We start from the raw sequence: 24,874 nt of genomic DNA, 5'->3' as shown, positions 1-24,874 counted from the left end.
ACAGCCCTTTTTAGTTTATTATAAAAGTACTATTTTTTGATATATAACCAGCCTACTTCAGATTGTTTATTATTATTCTGATCGTAGTATTCAATCACATAATAGTAAGTACCTTGTGGGAGTTTATCGGCAGCTTCTACTGTCACACGACCGTCGGAGATACCTCTAAACACGCGGGTTACGTTGTCGTAGCCACTTACCTCAAATACTTTCACGCCCCAACGGTTGTAGATACGTACCACATTGTTCGGATAGTTTTCTATACCACCAATATGGAAGTGGTCGTTTTTACCGTCGCCATTTACTGACATACCGTTGTAAGGTATGAGCTTATTCACTATATCAACCGTTACAGTAGCACTGCTACAGCCTGCGGAGTTACAGATTTCGTACACAAAAGTATCAGTTCCTACAAAGCCTGTGTGAGGTCTGTATTCTACCGTATTATCGGCATTTACAACTACTGTACCGTTTGCAGGTTGAGTTACTACATTAGGAGTAGTCGCTCCGTTGAGGGTATCGTTCGCTAACACAGCAATATTTACAGGAGTATTCAACGCTGTAGAAACCCTATCGTCTACCGCTACCGGAGTAGGTGTAGGTGTTGCTGTTCCCACTACTGTTACCACCAAGGTTTGCGTACCAGTACAGTTAGTAGGGTTCAAGACCTCACAATAGCTGTAAGTAATGGTATAAGTACCAGCTGGAGTATTACCTGGAATGGTTACCTCGCCGGTATTAGGGTCGAGAGTAGGTTTGTTGCCAGGATTACTTGGGTTGTTAACTGTCATAGTTACATTACCACCAGGGCCAGCCGTTGGTGTTACTGTACCACCTATCTTATCGTTGTTTAAGATACTTGGTATAGTTTGAGTGGTGGTGCTTGGTGTTACGGTCATTGGGTCAGGTACTACTGTAATGGTCGGTGTACCCACCTTAATTACGGCAGTAGCTGTTTGACAGTTACTATTTGGATTAAGCGCTTCGCACTCTTTATAAGTAATGGTATAAGTACCTGCAGGTGTATTGGCAGGGATAGTTACCACACCGTTTTCTGGATTCAAGACAGGAACGTTACCACCGTTGATAGGAGTAGCAGGCACTACATTGGTAATAGTTACCGTACCACCATTTCCAGCTGTTGGTTTAGTACCTCCTAAACTATCGTTGTCAAGTACACTGATTGTGGTTTGAGTAGTTAAACCATTAGGAATGTTAAAGGTATCGTCTTGTACAGTAAGAGTTGCAGCACCTACTGTTACCACCAAGGTTTGCGTACCGGTACAGTTAGTAGGGTTCAAGACCTCACAATAGCTGTAGGTAATGGTATAAGTACCAGCTGGAGTATTACCTGGAATGGTTACCTCGCCGGTATTAGGGTCGAGAGTAGGTTTGTTGCCAGGATTACTTGGGTTGTTAACTGTCATAGTTACATTACCACCAGGGCCAGCCGTTGGTGTTACTGTACCACCTATCTTATCGTTGTTTAAGATACTTGGTATAGTTTGAGTGGTGGTGCTTGGTGTTACGGTCATTGGGTCAGGTACTACTGTAATGGTCGGTGTACCCACCTTAATTACGGCAGTAGCTGTTTGACAGTTACTATTTGGATTAAGCGCTTCGCACTCTTTATAAGTAATGGTATAAGTACCTGCAGGTGTATTGGCAGGGATAGTTACCACACCGTTTTCAGGATTCAAGACAGGAACGTTACCACCGTTGATAGGAGTAGCAGGCACTACATTGGTAATAGTTACCGTACCACCATTTCCAGCTGTTGGTTTAGTACCTCCTAAACTATCGTTGTCAAGTACACTGATTGTGGTTTGAGTAGTTAAACCATTAGGAATGTTAAAGGTATCGTCTTGTACAGTAAGAGTTGCAGCACCTACTGTTACCACCAAGGTTTGCGTACCGGTACAGTTAGTAGGGTTCAAGACCTCACAATAGCTGTAGGTAATGGTATAAGTACCAGCTGGAGTATTACCTGGAATGGTTACCTCGCCGGTATTAGGGTCGAGAGTAGGTTTGTTGCCAGGATTACTTGGGTTGTTAACTGTCATAGTTACATTACCACCAGGGCCAGCCGTTGGTGTTACTGTACCACCTATCTTATCGTTGTTTAAGATACTTGGTATAGTTTGAGTGGTGGTGCTTGGTGTTACGGTCATTGGGTCAGGTACTACTGTAATGGTCGGTGTACCCACCTTAATTACGGCAGTAGCTGTTTGACAGTTACTATTTGGATTAAGCGCTTCGCACTCTTTATAAGTAATGGTATAAGTACCTGCAGGTGTATTGGCAGGGATAGTTACCACACCGTTTTCAGGATTCAAGACAGGAACGTTACCACCGTTGATAGGAGTAGCAGGCACTACATTGGTAATAGTTACCGTACCACCATTTCCAGCTGTTGGTTTAGTACCTCCTAAACTATCGTTGTCAAGTACACTGATTGTGGTTTGAGTAGTTAAACCATTAGGAATGTTAAAGGTATCGTCTTGTACAGTAAGAGTTGCAGCACCTACTGTTACCACCAAGGTTTGCGTACCGGTACAGTTAGTAGGGTTCAAGACCTCACAATAGCTGTAGGTAATGGTATAAGTACCAGCTGGAGTATTACCTGGAATGGTTACCTCGCCGGTATTAGGGTCGAGAGTAGGTTTGTTGCCAGGATTACTTGGGTTGTTAACTGTCATAGTTACATTACCACCAGGGCCAGCCGTTGGTGTTACTGTACCACCTATCTTATCGTTGTTTAAGATACTTGGTATAGTTTGAGTGGTGGTGCTTGGTGTTACGGTCATTGGGTCAGGTACTACTGTAATGGTCGGTGTACCCACCTTAATTACGGCAGTAGCTGTTTGACAGTTACTATTTGGATTAAGCGCTTCGCACTCTTTATAAGTAATGGTATAAGTACCTGCAGGTGTATTGGCAGGGATAGTTACCACACCGTTTTCAGGATTCAAGACAGGAACGTTACCACCGTTGATAGGAGTAGCAGGCACTACATTGGTAATAGTTACCGTACCACCATTTCCAGCTGTTGGTTTAGTACCTCCTAAACTATCGTTGTCAAGTACACTGATTGTGGTTTGAGTAGTTAAACCATTAGGAATGTTAAAGGTATCGTCTTGTACAGTAAGAGTTGCAGCACCTACTGTTACCACCAAGGTTTGCGTACCAGTACAGTTAGTAGGGTTCAAGACCTCACAATAGCTGTAAGTAATGGTATAAGTACCAGCTGGAGTATTACCTGGAATAGTTACCTCGCCGATATTAGGGTCGAGAGTAGGTTTGTTACCAGGATTACTTGGGTTAGTAACCGTCATAGTTACATTACCACCAGGGCCAGCCGTTGGTGTTACTGTACCACCTATCTTATCGTTGTTTAAGATACTTGGTATAGTTTGAGTGGTGGTGCTTGGTGTTACGGTCATTGGGTCAGGTACTACTGTAATGGTCGGTGTACCCACCTTAATTACGGCAGTAGCTGTTTGACAGTTACTATTTGGATTAAGCGCTTCGCACTCTTTATAAGTAATGGTATAAGTACCTGCAGGTGTATTGGCAGGGATAGTTACCACACCGTTTTCAGGATTCAAGACAGGAACGTTACCACCGTTGATAGGAGTAGCAGGCACTACATTGGTAATAGTTACCGTACCACCATTTCCAGCTGTTGGTTTAGTACCTCCTAAACTATCGTTGTCAAGTACACTGATTGTGGTTTGAGTAGTTAAACCATTAGGAATGTTAAAGGTATCGTCTTGTACAGTAAGAGTTGTAGCACCTACTGTTACCACCAAGGTTTGCGTACCGGTACAGTTAGTAGGGTTCAAGACCTCACAATAGCTGTAGGTAATGGTATAAGTACCAGCTGGAGTATTACCTGGAATAGTTACCTCGCCGATATTAGGGTCGAGAGTAGGTTTGTTGCCAGGATTACTTGGGTTAGTAACCGTCATAGTTACATTACCACCAGGGCCAGCCGTTGGTGTTACTGTACCACCTATCTTATCGTTGTTTAAGATACTTGGTATAGTTTGAGTGGTGGTGCTTGGTGTTACGGTCATTGGGTCAGGTACTACTGTAATGGTCGGTGTACCCACCTTAATTACGGCAGTAGCTGTTTGACAGTTACTATTTGGATTAAGCGCTTCGCACTCTTTATAAGTAATGGTATAAGTACCTGCAGGTGTATTGGCAGGGATAGTTACCACACCGTTTTCAGGATTCAAGACAGGAACGTTACCACCGTTGATAGGAGTAGCAGGCACTACATTGGTAATAGTTACCGTGCCACCATTTCCAGCTGTTGGTTTAGTACCTCCTAAACTATCGTTGTCAAGTACACTGATTGTGGTTTGAGTAGTTAAACCATTAGGAATGTTAAAGGTATCGTCTTGTACAGTAAGAGTTGCAGCACCTACTGTTACCACCAAGGTTTGCGTACCGGTACAGTTAGTAGGGTTCAAGACCTCACAATAGCTGTAGGTAATGGTATAAGTACCAGCTGGAGTATTACCTGGAATGGTTACCTCGCCGGTATTAGGGTCGAGAGTAGGTTTGTTGCCAGGATTACTTGGGTTGTTAACTGTCATAGTTACATTACCACCAGGGCCAGCCGTTGGTGTTACTGTACCACCTATCTTATCGTTGTTTAAGATACTTGGTATAGTTTGAGTGGTGGTGCTTGGTGTTACGGTCATTGGGTCAGGTACTACTGTAATGGTCGGTGTACCCACCTTAATTACGGCAGTAGCTGTTTGACAGTTACTATTTGGATTAAGCGCTTCGCACTCTTTATAAGTAATGGTATAAGTACCTGCAGGTGTATTGGCAGGGATAGTTACCACACCGTTTTCAGGATTCAAGACAGGAACGTTACCACCGTTGATAGGAGTAGCAGGCACTACATTGGTAATAGTTACCGTGCCACCATTTCCAGCTGTTGGTTTAGTACCTCCTAAACTATCGTTGTCAAGTACACTGATTGTGGTTTGAGTAGTTAAACCATTAGGTATGTTAAAGGTATCGTCTTGTACAGTAAGAGTTGCAGCACCTACTGTTACCACCAAGGTTTGCGTACCGGTACAGTTAGTAGGGTTCAAGACCTCACAATAGCTGTAGGTAATGGTATAAGTACCAGCTGGAGTATTACCTGGAATGGTTACCTCGCCGGTATTAGGGTCGAGAGTAGGTTTGTTGCCAGGATTACTTGGGTTGTTAACTGTCATAGTTACATTACCACCAGGGCCAGCCGTTGGTGTTACTGTACCACCTATCTTATCGTTGTTTAAGATACTTGGTATAGTTTGAGTGGTGGTGCTTGGTGTTACGGTCATTGGGTCAGGTACTACTGTAATGGTCGGTGTACCCACCTTAATTACGGCAGTAGCTGTTTGACAGTTACTATTTGGATTAAGCGCTTCGCACTCTTTATAAGTAATGGTATAAGTACCTGCAGGTGTATTGGCAGGGATAGTTACCACACCGTTTTCAGGATTCAAGACAGGAACGTTACCACCGTTGATAGGAGTAGCAGGCACTACATTGGTAATAGTTACCGTACCACCATTTCCAGCTGTTGGTTTAGTACCTCCTAAACTATCGTTGTCAAGTACACTGATTGTGGTTTGAGTAGTTAAACCATTAGGAATGTTAAAGGTATCGTCTTGTACAGTAAGAGTTGCAGCACCTACTGTTACCACCAAGGTTTGCGTACCGGTACAGTTAGTAGGGTTCAAGACCTCACAATAGCTGTAGGTAATGGTATAAGTACCAGCTGGAGTATTACCTGGAATAGTTACCTCGCCGATATTAGGGTCGAGAGTAGGTTTGTTGCCAGGATTACTTGGGTTAGTAACCGTCATAGTTACATTACCACCAGGGCCAGCCGTTGGTGTTACTGTACCACCTATCTTATCGTTGTTTAAGATACTTGGTATAGTTTGAGTGGTGGTGCTTGGTGTTACGGTCATTGGGTCAGGTACTACTGTAATGGTCGGTGTACCCACCTTAATTACGGCAGTAGCTGTTTGACAGTTACTATTTGGATTAAGCGCTTCGCACTCTTTATAAGTAATGGTATAAGTACCTGCAGGTGTATTGGCAGGGATTGTTACCACTCCGTTGTCTGGATTCAAGACAGGAACATTACCACCGTTGATAGGAGCAGCGGGTACTACATTGGTAATAGTTACCGTACCACCATTTCCAGCCGTTGGTGTATTGCCACCTAAACTATCGTTAGCTAGAACGCTAGTAGTAGTTTGAGTAGCTAATCCGTTAGGTATGTTAAAGGTATCGTCTTTCACTACTAAAGGAGTTACTCCTAAATGAATAGTAGAAGTACCTGTTTTTGTGTTACCAAAAGTGTCTTTGGCTACAAAAGTAACTGTAATAATACCGCCAGGTACTGTACAAAGGTCAGCTGGAGCATTATAGTTATTTGTAATAGTAGCTATCGCACCACAAGTATCGGTGGCGGTAGCCGTACCGAGCCAATTGTTGATAGCCGTAGTAGCCGTAGTTGAGTTGCACACTATATTTAAAGGAGTAGGTGCTGTGAAAGTAGGAGCAGTAGTATCGTCTACTGTTAAGGTAACGGTTACGATACCACTAGTACAGCCCGCAGTGCTAAGAGCGCGTACATAAGCCGTTTGGGTAGTGCGAGTGGTTACGTGAGTATTGATAACAGGTGCCGTAGTGCTTGAAACAGTAGCTGCAGGGGAAGTGTACCAAAGCAAGGTAGTACCCGTAGGGGCAGTTACATAGTTAGCAAACGATACTGTATTGTTAGTTGCTGTTGGACAAAGAGTTTTACTGCCGGTAATAAGGGTAGGTAAGGCTACAGGAGGCAATTTGGTAAGCGTTGCTTCTTGAGAAGTAGCTGTAACCACGATGCCTTGTGCAAACTGGTAACTATACACTACTCTATATTTATAGTTAGTAGTTCCAGCTATTGTTAAAGAGGCAGTTCCTCCACTTGCGATAGATCCCGTAGAAGTAGGGATATCTGTCCAATTAGTTCCGTTATCAGACTTTTGTTGCCATTTGTACTGAATATTACCTGTAGCATCTTTCAATTGAGCTTTAGAGGTGAAAGTAGCCATCTTATCAGCACAAATAGTTTGGCTTTGCGGTTGTGTAGTGATACTAATAGTCTCGGCAGGAGTGATAGAAGCAGGACAAAGTTCTACTAATACCCCTGAAGAACCTGGGTGAATGTCTTCTACTATTAATTGAGTAAAAGGAGTATTAGAGGTTACGCGTACCGCCACATCGGTTATAATACGATCCTGTGAAGTAACTTCTCCAGTATTACTTAAGGTAGCTCCCGCTTGCCCCTTTCCTTCGGCACAATCGTACACTTTAGTAAAAGTAGGTGTACCATTGTTAGTTGAAAGTTTTACTTTATCATTCTTTGTTGAAGGACTACCCATTACCATTAGCCATACCTCTGCGCTGGTAACCGGCTGACTAAAAGTGTAAATTACTTTAGGGCTAAAGTTAGGTTTCGTATGTATAATTGTATAATTGTGATAAGGAGTTCCACTGCAATAGGGATCCATATCTGTATTGCCATATACTAAAGTAGTCGCTGAAGATTTTGAATAGGTACGTGTTACCGTAACACCATTCATTACCGCTGTTTGTCCGTTAGGAGGAGTGGTAGGGAACTGAGGAGCAGGTTTAGTGGTACATTTAGCAGTAGTTGCTAATATACCGCCACTCTTGTCGGTATAGTTTTGCTCACAAGCGCCTAATTTTACTTTGGTAACATTGAGAATGGTTGTTTGGTTTACGGTGCGAGAAGGCAACGTATAGGTACCACTTGAGTTGAGCGTTACCACTTGTGTACCTGTACCATTGATATTGTAGGTTACTTGTGCATTAGGTGTACCTTTAATTGTAAATTCTACTGAAGCACTTTCTCCTTGCTTAAACGTCGCAGGAGTTGCTGTGATTTGAGTAACTTCGGGAGGAGTAAGCACTTCTACTTTAGCTACGGTACTTGTAGCTACGCTACAACCATTACTTACCACTGCATAATAATACTTAATACCCACCACTGTAGTTTGTGGTTTATATGTTTGGGTAGTAGCTACCTGATTGCCACCCGTAGTACTATTTGTAGTATTTTCAAACCATTTATAGGAAAGAGTACCGGTAGTAGTGGTAGCATTTATATTAAGAGCGTTGGCGATAGTTGTATTTTTACAGTAAACAGCAGAAGCTACCGGTTGAGTAGTGATAGTAGGGGGATTAGGATTTGCCTCTATAGTTATAGGAACTATCTGAGTAAAAGGGCAACTCTTAGAGGTTTGTGTTACTAAAATATTGTCTACACAAAGGTCATTTCCGCCACCATCCATATATATAACAAAAATAAGTTCACTATCAGAATCTCCTGCATTAGCAGTTATTCTCATATGTGTCCAATTGTTAAGATTTCCTCTTTCCTCTTGTTCTATAGTTTTTTTATCAGAAGACATAGGAGTATTTGATTTAAAATCAGCTTCTGAACGAAAGATTTTTAAATGTATATCAGGTTTATAGCCCCGAAGAATCTCTATATTATGATTGATAGGATTATATACATAAGCTGAAAACTCTATAGGAAGTCCAGGAGTTACTTTTACTTTGCGTTTATAAACCGTTTTTGTTTCTCCAGGTGATGTTTGAAAAAGTTCTACATTATACCACAGAAACCTACCATTAGCATCTCCATCTTTATCGTTAGGCAATACCCAAGAGCTACTATAAGGAGTAGTACCAGCCATCATATCTGTTCTATTACCTATGGCATAGTAAGAATCCGCTACAGTTTTAGGACGTGTAGCTCCGTCTGGTCTTACTTGTTTTGCCCCATTCATCGGGTCAAAATAAATATTTTGGTTTACATAGGAACTTTTTACAGATTTAACGTTTCCTGTTTTCTTTCCAAAATCATCATAGAAGATAATAGCTTTGGTAGTAGGAGGTACTGTATAAGTTACTGAAATACTATGAACTCCAGTGGTAAGATTTGAAAAGTGTGGGTCTGTTTTCGTAACTCCTTTATAAGTATAACTATGCTGATAAGTAGGTTGGTCGTTGGTAAGGGTTACATTACCTGTTCCATTACAGTTATAAATAATTTTAGAATTATAGGTAGGTGTAGTAGCTTTAGTAGGTACTGTAATAGGTAACGTATGATAATACTCAGTTCCTTTTTTTACTTGAACAGTATAATTCCCTGCTGTAAGCCAAGCTTTATTGGTATTTACCCAGCCTCCTCCAAAATTGTATTGGTAACCCGATAGACTTTCGTCTACACTTACAGTTACCTCTGCCTTATTAACATTATTACCTGTACCACAGCCTATTAATTGAGTAATTCCCACTTTGGGAGTACTTTGCGCATTCAGGTGGTTTACAGCAAATAAAAATGCTACCACAAAGATAATCCTATAAGCCATTTTTGCTATTAAATTATTCATCTTCTCTGTAAAAAACATCGTTAGTGATTTATTTTGGGTGCAAAATTAGTAAAGATTTTTTACATCTCTCTACACTAAGACAATAATTAACACAGTTTTAACAAACTTAGAGCTAAAAACAACTGTTTTTAATCCTTTTTAAATCTCTTTTTCTTTACACTTCCTACTCTTTACCTTTCTTTACTTGTGTAAAAAATAACACTGTTATATCTTCTGTTTCTGCTGTAATCTGTTTTCTCTTTCAAAGGGAGGTAGGAGCTATAAGAAACGTACCTGCCGAGAGGAAAAAAAAGTAGCTTCGCTACAAAAAGTCTCGCACAGATTTCACAGAAGTATACTGTAAAAAGAAACTGTAAATCAGAGTTATATATTGAACGGACATTAACTCTTAATTTCGTGTGTTTGCTCTATTTGCTAATCGTTTTGCTTGTTGTGTTACGACTTTTTTTGTATCTTTGTCCCCTCATTTCACTGTTAAAACTATGTTTCAAGGAGTACTTCAGAAAATGCTTACCGAATGGGCAGACCCCATACGATATTATTTGCCAATGGAAGGCGATTTTGTGCTGATGAACCAACTCATCGGAAAGGATATAACACTCCAATTTGTGCGCTTTCAGTGTATGAATTGTGGCGAAAATAAGCCTATTTTCCGTCAGGGTTATTGCAAAGAGTGCTTTTTTGAAGTCCCTCAAACCGCCGATTGGGTGATGCACCCTGAACTTAGCAAAGCGCATTTAAACATCGAAGAGCGCGATTTAGGCTATGAGCAACAAATGCAGTTGCAACCACATTATGTGTATCTTGCCAATTCCAGCGACGTAAAAGTGGGGGTAACACGCAAATCACAAGCTCCAACACGCTGGATCGACCAAGGGGCGCACGAAGCCCTTATACTTGCCGAAGTACCCAATCGCTATTTGGCAGGCATTGCCGAAGTCGCTCTTAAAGCTCATATAGCCGATAAAACTAATTGGCGCAAAATGCTCACCAACCAAATAACTCCCGTAGATTTATTGCGAGTAAAATTAGAGGTGCGCGACTTTGTCCCCGACCAAGTACAACCTTACATCACCGAAGATATCACCCCTTTGCACATTCATTTTCCCGTAGAAAAATACCCTACTCAAGTGCGCTCTCTGCAACTGGTGCAAACCCCTACTTATAGTGGTAAACTAATGGGCATCAAAGGACAATATCTTATTTTTAGCGACAACACCGTCTTTAATGTGCGAGGTAACGAAGGACTGGTGATTCAATTGACAATTAACAATTGACAATTGACAATTAACAATTAACGATTAACAATGAAACACTTTATTCTTTACATATCACTCTTTATTATACAAATAGGCAACTCTCAGGAAATTCCTACCTTAAAAGAACTTTTCTTAAAAGGAAAGGTAAAAACAGTCAATATCCAAATTTATGCGGTATTTGAGAGTACAGAAAAGCAAACAAAATGGATAACTACTCCAATATTTGAACAAGAAAAAGCAATGGATATTTCAGTAAATAACAAAGGCTTTATTACTGAATATACTATAAATGATTTTATTAAACATACTACTAAAATTACTTATGATGATAAGGATAGACCTATCAATATAAAGGAATACAAAAGAGGGGATTTTTTAAGATACGAATATACTTTTGTCTATGACGATAAAAATAAAACTCGACAAGAATATATATATAACGGAGAAATAAAAGAAAAACGCCTTTTGAGCACTTGCACTCTGAATAAAGATAACCAACCGACCTATTGTACTTACTATGATGATGAGGGTAAGGAAAGAAGTACTTCTACCTATCAATACGATAAAAAAGGTAACAAAATCTTTAATAGAGTAGCCTACTACTTTCAAGAGTATGAATATACATCTGAAGGATTCTTAAAACGCCATATTTTGACAATCAACAAGAAAGGAATTGAAGGTTTTGAGTTAAATTATACGTATGGTAATGGAGATTTTCCTGAAACATTTACTGTGAAACAAGAAGAATACCAACCCCCAAAAACATATACTTTTAAGTACAAATTAGATGAACAAGGTAATTGGGTACAAAAAACCGTCTATTATGATGGGAAAGAGGTAAATATCATCGAAAGAAAGATTACTTATTGGTAAATTACCTCTTATTTCTTATCTTATGAAAACTAACTCATTTCCTTTAGAAAACTGTTCTGAGAACGCATATCCATCAGTGTTAAACCCTTTCAAATCTTCTACTGAGCGAATCTCGTTTTCTGCTAAAAAGCGTACCATACGACCCCGCGCTTTCTTCGCATAAAAACTAACGACTTTTAGCGTATCTCCTTTATAATCCTTGAAGATAGGTGTAATCACGGGCACTTTTAGCTTTGTGGTATCAATTGCTTTAAAATATTCTTCACTGGCAAGATTGATAAACAATTCTCCTTCTTGCAATTCGTCGTTCAATGCCTGAGTGATTTTGTCTTTCCAAAAAGCATATAGATTTGTAGCCTTCCCTACGGGTAGTTTGATGCTCATTTCCAACCGATAAGGCGCGATAAGGTCTAAGGGTTTAAGCAGTCCGTACAACCCGGAGAGAATACGCAAAGACCTTTGTAACTTGTCAATTTGCGTTTCAGAGAGTGAATAGGCATCGAGTCCCTCATACACATCGCCATTGTAAGCAAAGAGCGCCGGACGCGCATTTTGTGGGGTAAAGGGCAATGAGAGCTGTTGGTGTCGTTGCCAATTTAGGTCGGCGAGCTTTTGGGAGATATGCATCAGGTTTATAAGTTGCTTTGGAGAGAGTGCTTTAAGGGCAGTGCTTACCTCGCCAATTTCCTTTGGGAAAATAGCCGAAGAGTGTACGGTAGTAGGTAGGGCTGATATTTCGTTAATGGTTTTGGCAGGAGAGATAACGATTTTCATAGTGATATATAATTAACGGGGCAAAGTTACAAAACAATTGACAATTCGCAATTGATAATTGACAATTGAGTAGGAGTGAGGCATTAGATAGACTTTAAACGGAACTATAATGGTTTTATAGTGGGTCTTCAGTGGCTCTACAGTGGCTCTACAGTGGCTCTACAGTGGCTCTACAGTGGGTCTACAGTGGCTCTACAGTGGCTCTACAATGAAGACTAATTAAAGATTAATAGAATACTAATAGAACTTACAATGTTGTTGCAATCAACTGTATCTCTCGTTCTGTGGGTCGAACTTGCCCGAGCTAAAATAATTAACTACTATCTTTCATTGTTATTTAAAAAGAAATGCTTATCTTTGCGCGAATAAACATCCGTGTAACTTGCACTATGAAATACATTATTACCCTTATGGGACTATTTACTTTTGGAATGACTCACGCTCAGATTCAGCGTGTAGAACCGCCTTTTTGGTGGGAAGGAATGCACTACAGCCAAGTGCAGGTATTGCTCTATGGCAAAAATATCGCTCAGTACAATGTGGAGAGCGATTTGCCTATTGTAAACATACTGAAAACAGAGAACCCTAACTATCTGTTTGTAACCGTCGATACCAAAGATAAAAAAGCGGGCAACTATACCATTTCGCTATTGCAAAAGAAAAAGAAAGTGGGCAGCGTTCGCTACGAATTAAAAGCGCGTCGTGAGGGCTCGGCTTACCGCAAGAGTTTCGACAGCAGCGATGTGGTTTACCTGATTATGCCCGACCGCTTTGCTAATGGTAAACCCGACAACGATTCGCACCCCGCACTTACTGATAAGCTCAACCGCTCAGATTCTTTCGGTCGTCACGGGGGGGACATTCAGGGGATTATCGACCATTTGGATTATATACAATCCTTAGGTGCTACGGCTATATGGAGTACGCCCTTATGTGAGGACAACGAACCACAACATTCTTATCACACTTATGCCCAAACCGATGTGTACAAAATAGACCCGCGTTATGGTACTAATGAAGAGTACCGACAGCTCTCAGCGGCTTTGCACAAGCGCGGTATGAAGCTCATCAAAGATTATGTAACCAACCACTGGGGCAGTCAGCATTGGATGCTGAAAGACCTGCCTTGCTACGACTGGTTACACCAATTTCCTGGTTATGGACAGAGCTCTTTTAGGATAACTACTCAGATGGACAGCAATGCCTCGGAATGGGACAAAAAGTACTGCGAAAAAGGTTGGTTTGCACGCTCTTTGTCTGACCTCAATCAAGCGAACCCATTGGTACTAAACTACCTCACCCAGAACGCGATTTGGTGGATAGAATACGCCGACCTCGACGGTTTGCGTGTGGATACTTATCCGTATAACGACAAAGCAGGCATTGCCCAATGGACGAAAGCTATTACTGATGAATATCCTTATTTCAACATTATGGGCGAGGTATGGCTTACTGAAAGCGCACAAGTGTCGTATTGGCAAAAGGATAGCCCTATTAGTGCGATACAAAGCTATAACACTTACTTGCCTACGGTAATGGACTTCCCGCTCTTCGGTGCAATAGGTGAGGCTTTCCGTACCACACCTTCGTGGGACAAAGGTATGATGCAACTCTACGACAACTTTGCGAACGACTTTCTGTATAAAGACATCAACAATCTGCTCATCTTTGCAGAAAATCACGATACGGCACGTATCAATCACGTATATCCTAAGATAGAGGATTATAAGATGATTATCACATTGTTGGCAACGGCGCGTGGTATTCCGCAATTGTACTACGGTAGTGAGATAGCAATGACAGGCGACAAGAGTAAGGGCGATGGCGATATACGACAAGATTTCCCTGGTGGCTGGGCAGGCGATGCGCAGAACGCTTTTAGCGCTTCGGGGCGTACGGCTACTCAGAAAGAGTATTACGATTTTACGGCTAAACTCTTCAATTGGCGTAAGGACAAAGCCGTAATTCACTACGGGAAGACCAAACAATACTTGCCTGAAAATGAAGTGTATGTCTATTTCCGTTACAACGATACCGAGACCGTAATGGTAGTGCTCAACAACAACGAAAAGAGCCAAACGCTCCACCTAAACCGCTTTGCCGAGAGTTTGGCGGGATTTTTGAGGGGGAGAGATATCATCTCGGGGAAAGAGGTCTCTCTGAGCGGTGACACTTTAGAAATATCTGCTAAAACCGCTATGCTCATTGAATTAAAATAACAAAGGTATATGATGAAAGAACCTATTAGTTTAGATACAGCCTTACAGATTGTAGGCTCATTAAAAGTAAGGGCTATTAAGGAAAAATCCACTTTAACTAATTTGGTAGAGAAGGATGCGTTAGACCAAAAAATTAAAATGTATTTAAAGGAAGAAAAAATGCTATATGGTACTGATGATATGGCAAGGCTTTCTGTTATGGATAAAGTAGTACATTATTATAGTCCGCTAATAAAACAAATGAATGGAGTACTATAAAGTTGAGGATATTTTTGAAAGAGAGAAAACAGACCTTTTATCAGGTTTAAAATCTCAAGAGAATCCTATTGCCTTTATATTAGGAGGACAGCCTGCATCAGGAAAGAGTGGGCTAGCAAAAGCTATCCTAAGACAATTTCCTGACAAAGATTTCCTTTTTGTAAATGGAGATATTTACAGAGAGTTTCATCCTAAGGCTAATGAGCTTATAAAATATCCTGAGAGATACTCAACAGAGACGCAAATATTCTCTAACTTTTTTACAGAAGCACTCATACAAGAGGCTATTATCCATAAATACAATATCATTGTAGAGGGTACTATGCGAAATCCTGAAGTACCTTTGCGTACGGCATTGTCTTTTAGAGAAAACGGTTTTAATGTAGAAGCTTTTGCGATTGCAGCTCCTGCACTCTTTACTGAATTAGGTTTTTATTTGCGCTATCAAGAAGAAAAAGATTTTCAAGGATATGGACGATTGTCAGATAAAAATTCCCACGACAGAGCAGTAGAAGGCTTACTTCACTCATTAGACCGTTTGTACAACGAAAAAGCAGTAGATAAAATACATCTTTACAATTATCAAGCTGAAAAACATTTAGAAACTTTCTCATTGAGGGAACAGCAATGGGATATAAATATTTTGCCTTCTACAGAAGTTATAAAAGCAAGGAGACAACAATTTCAGGATAAGACACTTCGTTTGCAACTGATAGCACGAGCTTACTCTGTTATACCGCGAATGTCCCCACCTATAAAAGCTATAGTAGAAGCACTTATAGAGCAGTTAAAAGACTAAAGGATGAAGAACATCATTACAATAGGATTACTAATAGGGTGTGTGTTCTTTGGGAAAGCACAGAGCGAGGCGGATAAATGGCTAAAAGCAGTATCGGCACAACAGAGTATTGCCATTGAGTGGCAGGAGCGCAAAACCTCTCTTGCCTCAGAGGGTATTCGCTCTTTTGTGGGTTACTACCAAGACAATTTTGTAGCGACCCTTTCGGTAGGAGGACAGAGCGTGTCGGGGAGTTTTCACTACCGAAATAAATCGTATGAGATAAACGTGCAAAAAGGACAATTGGTCTTTTCGCCTAATAAAGATTTCCGATGTGGCACTACCGATACGCCTCATTCGCACCCAAGCCGTTCGACAGCACGTCCTGCGATATTAGCCGAAGAAACCACTCCTACCATTGCCAACACACAAACACTAAGGGTATACCGTTTGGCGATGCATATCCCTTATAGTACGTTTAGTACAGGACACTTAGAGAAAAACATACAAAAAGTAAAAACGTTTTGGGCAGATACTGAAAACTTCCTAAATGAAGTGTACCTACGCGACTTGGGAGTGCGTTTTGAATTGGTAAACGATGAGCGTCTCATCATCAAAGACGAAAGCAAAGAGACTTTTGCAAGCTTTCGCAATGCCGATTACGTTAAGAATAATTCAACAAGGATTATCAACGAACTTATAGGAGAAAATAGTTATGACGTGGGTATCTCTCTTGCATATACCGCTTCCTTAAAAAAAGGAGTAAGAGGATTGGCTTATCTTAAAGGTGTTTATCAGGCTAATACCAAAGCTGATGCCGTAGCAGTACTTACCAAAGAAGTCATAGCTCACGAGATAGGACACTTATTCGGTGGTAAACACACTTTTGGTAGCTATAAGGGCTCAGAAGCCTACGATAGTGAAAAGACAGAGTATGACAGAGGTACTTCGGTGATGAGCTATGGCAGTCCGCGTGACTTTTTCTCGCTGTCGAGCATTCAGCGCATACGGGAACTATTGACAAGAGTACCCGTGAAAGCTCACGACAAGACTTTCACTACTCAAGCTCCTCGCATAGACCACAGCAAGATTAAAAGTCATTATACGATTCCCAAGGGTACTTTCTTTCAATTCTATATCCCTGCTATCGACCCCGATAGTGCAGAACTGCTATACTCCGTAAACCAACACGATGTACGCAATGGAGATGAAACCCCTATAACGCAATACATTATCTACAAACCTACTCCTGCTAACCCTGTAACTATTAAAACAGAGTATCACAAAGACTCAGGTAGTGTAATAGCCAATAGTGGCTTGGCACAACAAACTACGGGTACTTTTACCTTTTGGTTGGGAGTGAGCGATGCCTCACTCCAACCGTCAGCCGACTATATAGTACAATACGATTTGGCTGAAACCAAAGTAACGGTAAAAGACGGTACCCCCTTCAAAATTACGAATACCCTAAAAAGCGAATACAAAGGAGGTGCTCAACTCACCCTTAGTTGGAACGTAGATAATACTATTTTCAAAGACACCAAAGTGCGTATCCTGCTCTCAGATGATTTAGGTAAGACGTTTAAACATATGGTAGTAGCAGAAGCTGATAACAACGGCAGTAAAGAAATTACCTTGCCTAATATCAGCACTACCCAAGCCGTCTTAAAAGTAGAAGTAATCGATGGTTTAGCCTTTGATCTTACTAACTACAACCCTAAAAGCGGTGGTTTTACTATCGAAAAGAACCCCGCCCTTCCCGAACCTCTCCTTTGGGCATCACTCCCTAATCATCTTACCCTTTCGTGTGAGCAATCTATTCCAGCAGTAACACTTCCTACTGTTACAGGTGGTTGTAATCCTGCTGTTACTCTTCAAAAAGAAGAACGCATCAAAGGTAATTGTGACTATACTTATACTATCAAACGCATTTTTATAGCTACCGACACTTGTAACCAAACGCTTACTTATACTCAAACTATTAACGTAATAGATAAAACTCGCCCTACTTTTGTAGAGGCTTTACCCCAAAATATGAGTATTAAAGAAGGCGAAACAATCCCTACCCAAGTAACACTCACCGCTATTGATAATTGTGGCACCGCTACTGTTACGCCTTCTCATAAAGAAGTAAAAACTAGTGGAAAGGTCTCTCAGCTTATCTATATGTGGGAAGCTAAAGATGCTTGTGGCAATGTTACTACCCACCAGCAAATTATTACCATTGTGCCTAAAACAACTCCTATACCTCTCACTTGGGCAACACTTCCTAACAATATAACCGTTGATTGTGCCAAAGCTATTCCAGCTGTGCGAACCCCTACAACACAAGGAGGCTGTGCTAAGGTAGTGATTACTCGCGCCGATAAAGAACTCAACAAGCGATGCCTTAATAACTTCACGTTAGAGCGTACTTTTACCGCTTCTGATGGTTGCACAACTCTTACCCATACCCAGCGTATTACCGTAGCCGATACCACCCCACCTACTTTTGTAGGGACTTTACCTCAAGACCTCACGATTAAAGAAGGAACACCTGTCCCTCAACAACAGAGTATTTCAGCAGAAGATACTTGTGCAGGACAACCTACCGTTACAATGTCTCCAAAAGAAGAAACCCTCACTAACGGAAAGCTCTCTAAAGTCGTTTATAAGTGGGTAGTGCGTGATGTGTGTGGCAACGAAAGAGTGTATACGCAAACCATTATCATTACCCCAGTAATACCACAACCACCTACACCGCCAATAGTACCTTCTGTTAAAGAAGTAGTGATTTACAATGCCGTTTCTACTGAAAAAGGCTCTGATAACTATTTCAGAATAGAAAATACAGATGAAAACCGACCTATTACCTTACTTATTTTTGATGAAATGGGCTTGAAAGTATATGAAAGTAACCATTATCAACAAAAAGGTGAATATTTTAGAGGCTATCCTAATGTAAGAGGAGTGATAGGTAGCAAACGCTTAGCAGGTACTTATTTCTATGTGGTTACCTACTATTTCAAAGGACAGCAAGAAACAAAAAAGGGATTCCTATATGTAAGATAACTTGTTAAATTTTACTTGCTATTTGTTAATTGTTTTGTACCTTTGCGCCGTTTTTTAAAACCAAACTAATGAAACATATATTACACTACTTACTTTGGCTATGCCTAAGCATAGAAGTAGCCAATGCACAAACTAATGTCCAAAGTGTTATAGCTATTTTTGCTGAAAAGCCTTCTGTAGAATGGGCACCCCCTATTCCTAACTCACCTTCTATGCTCGTACAATGGCAAGCGCGAACTACTTCTAAGGAATTTCGCTCGTTTGTAGGTTACTACCAAGACCATTTTGTGGGCGTCATCAGCTTTGACAAACAGCAGTTAAGCGGTGAAGTGTTTTACAGAGGAAACTCCTATGTGTTGGGTACTTCCTCCCAAGGAATGCTTACTGTTGAGGCAGTAACCGACGAGCACGATTGTGGTGCGAGTTCTTTGGGAAAACAAGCACTCAGTGCCCGCAATTTCTTTCCCGAAAGCGATGAAGATAAGAATGACCCTCCTATCGAGCAACCCGAAATTTACAATTCACTTTATCCTAAATCACTCATTCACACCGATGGTGTGTTTAGGCATTACCGCTTGGCAATACCAGTAGATTATAGTTATTACAACTCTAAGCGTTTCAATAGAGATGTACATAAAATCAGAACGTTTTGGTATGCTACTATTACCTTTTTGAATGAGTTATATCGGAATGATGTAGGTGTAGATTTCACCTTAGTAGACGATGAAGCGCTTATCATCACTACCCCCGAAAAAGAAATGTTCCGCCGAGGCACTCCTGCTAATGATGTGGTGAATGACGGTACTATCACTCTCAACAAACGTTACGATAAAAACAAATACGATATAGCGGTGATTATCACCGATTATCGCGAAAACTACAATGGCTTGGCAGCGGTTTATGCGGCTTATGAACAACACCAAAAAGCCAATGCGGCAGCACGCCCCATAAAGCCTTCTACCATTGCCCACGAAATAGGACATATGTTTGGTGCAGACCATACATTCTCTAACGGAGGACAGTATTCTAGCAAAACTGAAACTGGCTCGGGTCAATCGATTATGAGTTACGGTCACGAGCACCCACGAGACTTCTTTTCGCTTATAAGTCTGCAAGAAATACGCAAATTCTTGGGTAACTCTATGGCTTATTACGCCGATGAAGCACGTACCCAAGAGGCAGGTAAACGCGTAGAGGGCACAGGCTCTAACCTTGTCTATGGAGTAAAGAGCAACAACCGCCCCCCAGTGCTCGATAGAACGCATTTAAAGAAAACTTATACCATACCCGAAGAAACTTATTTTCAATTTTATCTCAACGCTACCGACCCCGAAGGCGATGCGCTTACTTATATAGCTCACCCCGCTGATAGGCGTTTTCACTCTACCAAATCCAACGCTCGCTTTATAACCTATAAGGGAAGAGCTGAAAGAAATATACGCTTTGAAACTACTTGGTTCGAAAGTGAACGCAATACCTTTGTACCCATAGGAGCTGCCGATTCTTACAAAGAAGGTACTTTTACTTTTTGGTTAGCAGCCGCCGATCATAACAAAAGCGATAGTAACCACGTAGTGAAATACGATGTAGAAGAGGTACAAGTGAAAATACTCAAAGGTAAACCTTTTGAAATACAAAATTTCGACAATGGTAGTTGGGAGCAGAACAAAACCTACAAAGGAGGTCAGACAATTTTGCTTCATTGGCAGGTAGACGAGGCTATTTTTACCAAAGATAGCAAGGTGCGTATCCTTCTTTCAACCGACTCTGGTAAAACCTATAAGTATGTATTGAAAAAAGAAGTAGCTAATAATGGCACTTGCCAAGTAGAGCTTCCCAATATATCCGTAGGTACTACTCGCGGACATTTTGGCAAACAAAGAGGACAAGGCATCATCAAGATAGAAGTGATTGATGGTTTGGCTTATGCATTGTCTTGTACAAGGCCTTATCACGTAGGAGGTTTTATGATACAAAAAGACCCTACAAAACCTGAAACTACGCCAGAACCAGAACCTCAGCCCAACCCACGACCTAACCCTCAACCTCAGCCCAACCCCCAACCTCAACCTAACCCCCAACCACAGCCTAGCCCGCAACCTCAACCCAAACCAGCCCCACAACCTCAACCCAGTCCGTCAGACTCTTCTGACTCATCAACATTACCTAATGCAACAGCAATCATATACAATGCTGTCTCAACCACTAACCCCGAGAACTATTTTAAAATAGAAAATGCTGACGAAGATCGCCCTATCTCGGTGCTCATCTTCGATGAAATGGGACTCAAAGTATACGAGAACAATTATTACGGCAAAAACGGTGAAGTGTTTAGGGGCTACTCTAATCTAAAAACTATAAGTAACAAACCTCTTGCAGGTACTTATTTCTATATAGTTATTTATTATAAAGATGGTAACTTAGAAGAAAAGAAAGGATTCCTATATGTAAGATAATCACAATTCTTACCTGTTAACTAATACTAACGACTAATAACTAACAAAAAATGAAAATATCACGACTTTTACTACTCTGGTTCTTCGTAGCAGGAACCATAAATGCACAACAAAAAGCTACTGAGGTCATACGCCTTTTTGGTACAAACACCTCAGTACAATGGAATGTTCCTGTCGAAGGAAAATCTATATCGCTCAACTGGCAAGCACGCCCTAACAGCCTTGCCCAAGAAGGCTTCCGCACTTTTGTAGCCTATCACAATGGCAATTTTGCAGGAACGCTCTCAATGAATAAAACTACCTTATCAGGTGAAGTATGGCACAACGGTCATTCTTATTTCATCAACACTGAAAACGGAATACTCAAAGTTACTACCGATAAAGAACACTTCACTTGTGGTACTTGCGCCGATGGACAATGCTCTCAAGCAATAACGCCCACTTCCCAAAGACTACCTATGCAACTCGCGCCTGCTAATGCGATGACTGCACGTGGTGCCATACTGCACGAAGAGCCACTTCCGTCTGACGACAAAAAAGTGCTTTACAATACCAATGTACTCAGAACCTATCGTTTGGCTATGCTCATCGATTACAGTTTCTACAAAGAACGTTGTTATGGTGATATGAATAAGGTAAAAGAATTTATGACAAAAGTAGAGGCTGGGCTTAACGAGGTATGCGGTAGAGAGATTGGCTGTCAATTTGCTTTGGTGAACGACCCTCGTCTTATCATCACTACCAAAGACAAAGAAGTATACGATTACCCTGTGGTGAGAGAGGTAGTGAATAGAGCGACTTCAGATTTCAATAACCTTATAGGCGAAAAGAATTACGATGCAGGTATTGTCTTTTCTATATATCGTGACAATCGCGGATTGGCGCATTTGGGTGAAATTACAGGGAAACTAAAAGGAGGCTGTATCGCCAATCACGAGTTTTATATCATCCTTCACGAATTAGGACACTTATTAGGCTCCGCACACACTTTTACCTTAGGAGGGACAACCGCATCTTCCTTCACCGAACCCGATAGAGGGAACTCTATTATGAGCTATATTAATGACCCTAACGGCACTTATTTCTCTCTTCCGTCTATATACACCATCCGCAACCGTACCAATTTGCACGATGCTTATTATAGCGATAAAGCCCGTACTCAGTTAGTAGGTTTGCCACAGGACAATATCCCTTACGGTGAAGTTTCTACTAACCGTGCCCCTGTAATCCAGCGTTCTACATTAAAGAAGGAATACAAACTCCCCCCTAACACTTACTTTCAATTCAATATAGAAGCAACCGACCCCGATGGCGACCCCCTTCTCTATATGGCACACCAAGCCGATTTTAATCAATTTGGCAAAGCGCGTTTCCCTTCTAATCGCCCTACCGAAAGCAATCATATAGAGTTTTATCAACCCTATAGAAAAAATAATAACACTAATGAATGGGAAGCTGTTCCTTATAAGTTTACCAAAGAAAATGAAACTGGAGTTTTTACCTTTTGGTTGGGCGTATCCGATGGTAAAATAGGAGCTTACAAAAACGGAAAACCTCACGTAGCGCTCTATGATGTCTATGAAACCAAAGTGAATATAGTAGGAGGAACGCCTTTCAAGATTACTTCTGTAAGCAAAAGTAGTGCGGGAAAATACAAACGCGGTAAAGAAGTTACCATTAATTGGAGTGTAGATAAAAATATTTTTGGCAACGATAGCAAAGTGCGTATCCTCTTTTCAGACGATTATGGAAAGACCTACAAATATGTATTAGCTGATGGAATACCTAACAACGGACAAGCTACGGTCATTTTTCCTACACAAGCTAAAGGGTGGAAAAATAATAATCTTTTTGTAGAAGGACTCTTTAAAATAGAAGTACTCAACCATATTGCCTATGCTGTGAGCACTGACACCCCAGGCACTTTGGATATGCACAGCCCTGACATTACCTTTAAAAATTTGCCTGAGCCTGTGATAACTGTTAAAAAGAATGCTATTCCCGAAAAACCTAACGTTACCGCCGAATCTCATTATTGTGGTGCTAATAAAAAAGCTGAGGTAACTTTTTCAGAAGAAGACCATACTACCTATTTATTGCGCAAATGGGTAGCAAAAGATAAATGCAACTATTCTGCTACAGCTCAGCAATTTATCTATTACGAAAAAGAAGCGCCTACTAAAACCTTGCGTTTTGTAGCTCCTCTTCCTGAAGATAAACACGTACAATGCCGAGGCGATATTCCTGCCAAAGCTGAAGTAAAAGCAGAGGGAGCCGATAACATTCACATAGACTATGAAGAAGAGTTTAAAGAAGGCGACCGTAAGTCCTACAAACTCACTCGCTCTTGGATAGCCTATGCCGATGGAGCTTTGCCTATCCGCCATACCCAACAAATTTTCCTCAGGGACACTCAAAAACCAGTGCTCTCGTCTTACCCCCCAAGTATGACAGTAAAGAGCGAAGCCGATGTACCTGTAAGAGAAAACCTCACTGCAACCGATAATTGTGATGGAGCTTTACAAGTAGTGTCTAGCCAAAGCAATGAAACTAAAAACGGTAAAAAAATAGTACGCTACGTGTGGTTTGTAGAAGATAGTGCTCATAACGAAAACCGTTATGAACAAGTAATCACTATTGACCCTAACGCTCAAAATCCTCAACCTCAACCCCAGCCACAACCCCAGCCACAACCCCAGCCACAACCCCAGCCACAACCCCAGCCACAACCACAGCCTCAACCACAGCCTCAACCACAACCACAGCCTCAACCACAACCACAACCACAGCCTCAACCACAACCACAGCCTCAACCTCAACCACAGCCTCAACCTCAACCTAACCCACAACCTCAACCGCAACCTAATCCGTCCGACCCGTCCAAATCACCCTCTGCGGCACTTATAATATATAATGCTGTCTCAACCACTAACCCCGAGAACTATTTCAAGGTAGAAAATGCCGATGAAGATCGCCCTATCTCATTACTTATTTTTGATGAAATGGGCTTAAAAGTGTACGAAAATAACCACTATCAGCAAAATGGTGACTATTTCAGAGGCTACCCTAACGTAAAAGGAGTGGTAGGTAGTAAACGCTTAGCAGGTACTTATTTTTATGTGGTTACCTACTATTTTAAAGGACAACAACAAACCCAAAAAGGAATTTTATACGTAAAATGATACTACTAAAATATAATTGATGAATGAATAAGATAGATATTTTATTACTGGTAATTCTGGCTTTCGGAGCTGTACGTGGCTTTATGCGAGGGTTATCATCGAAATGGCATCGCTATTAGCTATTGTGATAGGTATCTATGGGGCGATACACTTTTCGTTCTTTACAGCCTCGTTGTTAGACAAGATTCTACCTGCCGAAAAGCAAACCTTGGAGATTTTTGCATTTGGTATTACTCTCATTGTATTAATGTTGGGGGTAATGCTCTTAGCTAAAGTCCTTACCCAGATACTCAAAATTGCCGAACTCGGTCTTTTGAACCGTTTAGCAGGAGCCTTGTTTGGCTTACTCAAAGTGGCTGTAATTGCAGGGTCGATGTTCTTGTTTTTAGAGCGTACCTTTCAAACCGAAAAGTGGCTCTCAGTCTCCGCTTTGAGTGAATCTCTTCTGTACAAACCCGTAAAGAGTATCAGTCAAGTAGTATACGCCAATGTTTTTCCCGAGAAAGAGAAAAAAGAAGAGAAAAGTGAATAAT

Annotated in this window: 10 protein-coding genes and 1 pseudogene; 9 read left to right on the top strand and 2 right to left on the bottom strand. The window is 41.1% G+C overall.

The features are described from left to right. Positions 1-29 precede the first annotated feature (29 nt). Positions 30-9,509 (bottom strand): gliding motility-associated C-terminal domain-containing protein, encoded by a 9,480-nt coding sequence (locus tag HW278_RS03115; RefSeq protein ID WP_220389380.1) that lies wholly within the window; start codon positions 9,507-9,509, stop codon positions 30-32. A gap of 464 nt (positions 9,510-9,973) precedes the next feature. On the opposite strand from HW278_RS03115, the gene HW278_RS03110 reads away from it, so the two are divergent. Next, positions 9,974-10,768, top strand: a complete 795-nt coding sequence (locus HW278_RS03110) for a DUF2797 domain-containing protein (RefSeq protein WP_016479024.1) — start codon at positions 9,974-9,976, stop codon at positions 10,766-10,768. 30 nt (positions 10,769-10,798) lie between these two features. Continuing rightward, the gene (locus HW278_RS03105) at positions 10,799-11,623 is read left to right on the top strand and encodes a hypothetical protein (protein ID WP_178976897.1); all 825 of its coding nucleotides are present in this window, start codon (positions 10,799-10,801) and stop codon (positions 11,621-11,623) included. Positions 11,624-11,638: 15 nt separating this feature from the next. Here the strand turns inward: HW278_RS03105 and yaaA are convergent, their stop codons facing one another. Continuing rightward, the gene (gene yaaA, locus HW278_RS03100; RefSeq protein WP_178976896.1) at positions 11,639-12,397 is read right to left on the bottom strand and encodes a peroxide stress protein YaaA; all 759 of its coding nucleotides are present in this window, start codon (positions 12,395-12,397) and stop codon (positions 11,639-11,641) included. A 347-nt stretch (positions 12,398-12,744) separates the two neighbouring features. Between yaaA and HW278_RS03095 the strand changes: the two genes are divergently transcribed. The 7 genes and pseudogenes from HW278_RS03095 (at position 12,745) to HW278_RS03065 (ending at position 24,873) form a co-directional block, all read left to right on the top strand. Then, positions 12,745-14,616, top strand: coding sequence for a glycoside hydrolase family 13 protein (locus HW278_RS03095; protein WP_178976895.1), 1,872 nt, complete (start codon positions 12,745-12,747; stop codon positions 14,614-14,616). A 12-nt stretch (positions 14,617-14,628) separates the two neighbouring features. Continuing rightward, positions 14,629-14,874, top strand: coding sequence for a hypothetical protein (locus HW278_RS03090; protein ID WP_009417563.1), 246 nt, complete (start codon positions 14,629-14,631; stop codon positions 14,872-14,874). Then, positions 14,861-15,673 carry a zeta toxin family protein gene (locus HW278_RS03085; RefSeq protein WP_016479027.1) on the top strand — a complete coding sequence of 271 codons (813 nt, stop codon included), beginning with the start codon at positions 14,861-14,863 and terminating at the stop codon, positions 15,671-15,673. Before HW278_RS03090 ends, HW278_RS03085 begins: the two co-directional genes overlap by 14 nt. 3 nt (positions 15,674-15,676) lie before the next feature. Continuing rightward, positions 15,677-18,703: a reprolysin-like metallopeptidase gene (locus HW278_RS03080; protein WP_178976894.1), complete on the top strand. Its 3,027-nt coding sequence runs from the start codon at positions 15,677-15,679 to the stop codon at positions 18,701-18,703. 68 nt (positions 18,704-18,771) lie between these two features. Further along, complete coding sequence (locus HW278_RS03075) at positions 18,772-21,159, top strand: reprolysin-like metallopeptidase (RefSeq protein ID WP_178976893.1); 2,388 nt, start codon at positions 18,772-18,774, stop codon at positions 21,157-21,159. Between the two features lie 50 nt (positions 21,160-21,209). Beyond that, positions 21,210-24,341, top strand: a complete 3,132-nt coding sequence (locus HW278_RS03070; RefSeq protein ID WP_178976892.1) for a reprolysin-like metallopeptidase — start codon at positions 21,210-21,212, stop codon at positions 24,339-24,341. 23 nt (positions 24,342-24,364) lie between these two features. Beyond that, positions 24,365-24,873 (top strand): annotated as a pseudogene (locus HW278_RS03065) (CvpA family protein). Position 24,874: the final 1 nt, after the last annotated feature.

The organism is Capnocytophaga sp. oral taxon 902 (assembly GCF_013394735.1).
In the GTDB taxonomy this organism is placed as follows: Bacteria; Bacteroidota; Bacteroidia; order Flavobacteriales; family Flavobacteriaceae; genus Capnocytophaga; species Capnocytophaga ochracea.
This window is presented reverse-complemented; position numbering and strand designations above follow the sequence as displayed.

Excerpts from the sequence above, each read along its gene's own strand:
- HW278_RS03115 (WP_220389380.1), bottom strand. The coding sequence starts at position 9,509 with ATGTTTTTTACAGAGAAGATGAATAATTTAATAGCAAAAATGGCTTAT.
- HW278_RS03110 (WP_016479024.1), top strand. The coding sequence starts at position 9,974 with ATGTTTCAAGGAGTACTTCAGAAAATGCTTACCGAATGGGCAGACCCC.
- HW278_RS03105 (WP_178976897.1), top strand. The coding sequence starts at position 10,799 with ATGAAACACTTTATTCTTTACATATCACTCTTTATTATACAAATAGGC.
- yaaA (WP_178976896.1), bottom strand. The coding sequence starts at position 12,397 with ATGAAAATCGTTATCTCTCCTGCCAAAACCATTAACGAAATATCAGCC.
- HW278_RS03095 (WP_178976895.1), top strand. The coding sequence starts at position 12,745 with ATGCTTATCTTTGCGCGAATAAACATCCGTGTAACTTGCACTATGAAA.
- HW278_RS03090 (WP_009417563.1), top strand. The coding sequence starts at position 14,629 with ATGAAAGAACCTATTAGTTTAGATACAGCCTTACAGATTGTAGGCTCA.
- HW278_RS03085 (WP_016479027.1), top strand. The coding sequence starts at position 14,861 with ATGGAGTACTATAAAGTTGAGGATATTTTTGAAAGAGAGAAAACAGAC.
- HW278_RS03080 (WP_178976894.1), top strand. The coding sequence starts at position 15,677 with ATGAAGAACATCATTACAATAGGATTACTAATAGGGTGTGTGTTCTTT.
- HW278_RS03075 (WP_178976893.1), top strand. The coding sequence starts at position 18,772 with ATGAAACATATATTACACTACTTACTTTGGCTATGCCTAAGCATAGAA.
- HW278_RS03070 (WP_178976892.1), top strand. The coding sequence starts at position 21,210 with ATGAAAATATCACGACTTTTACTACTCTGGTTCTTCGTAGCAGGAACC.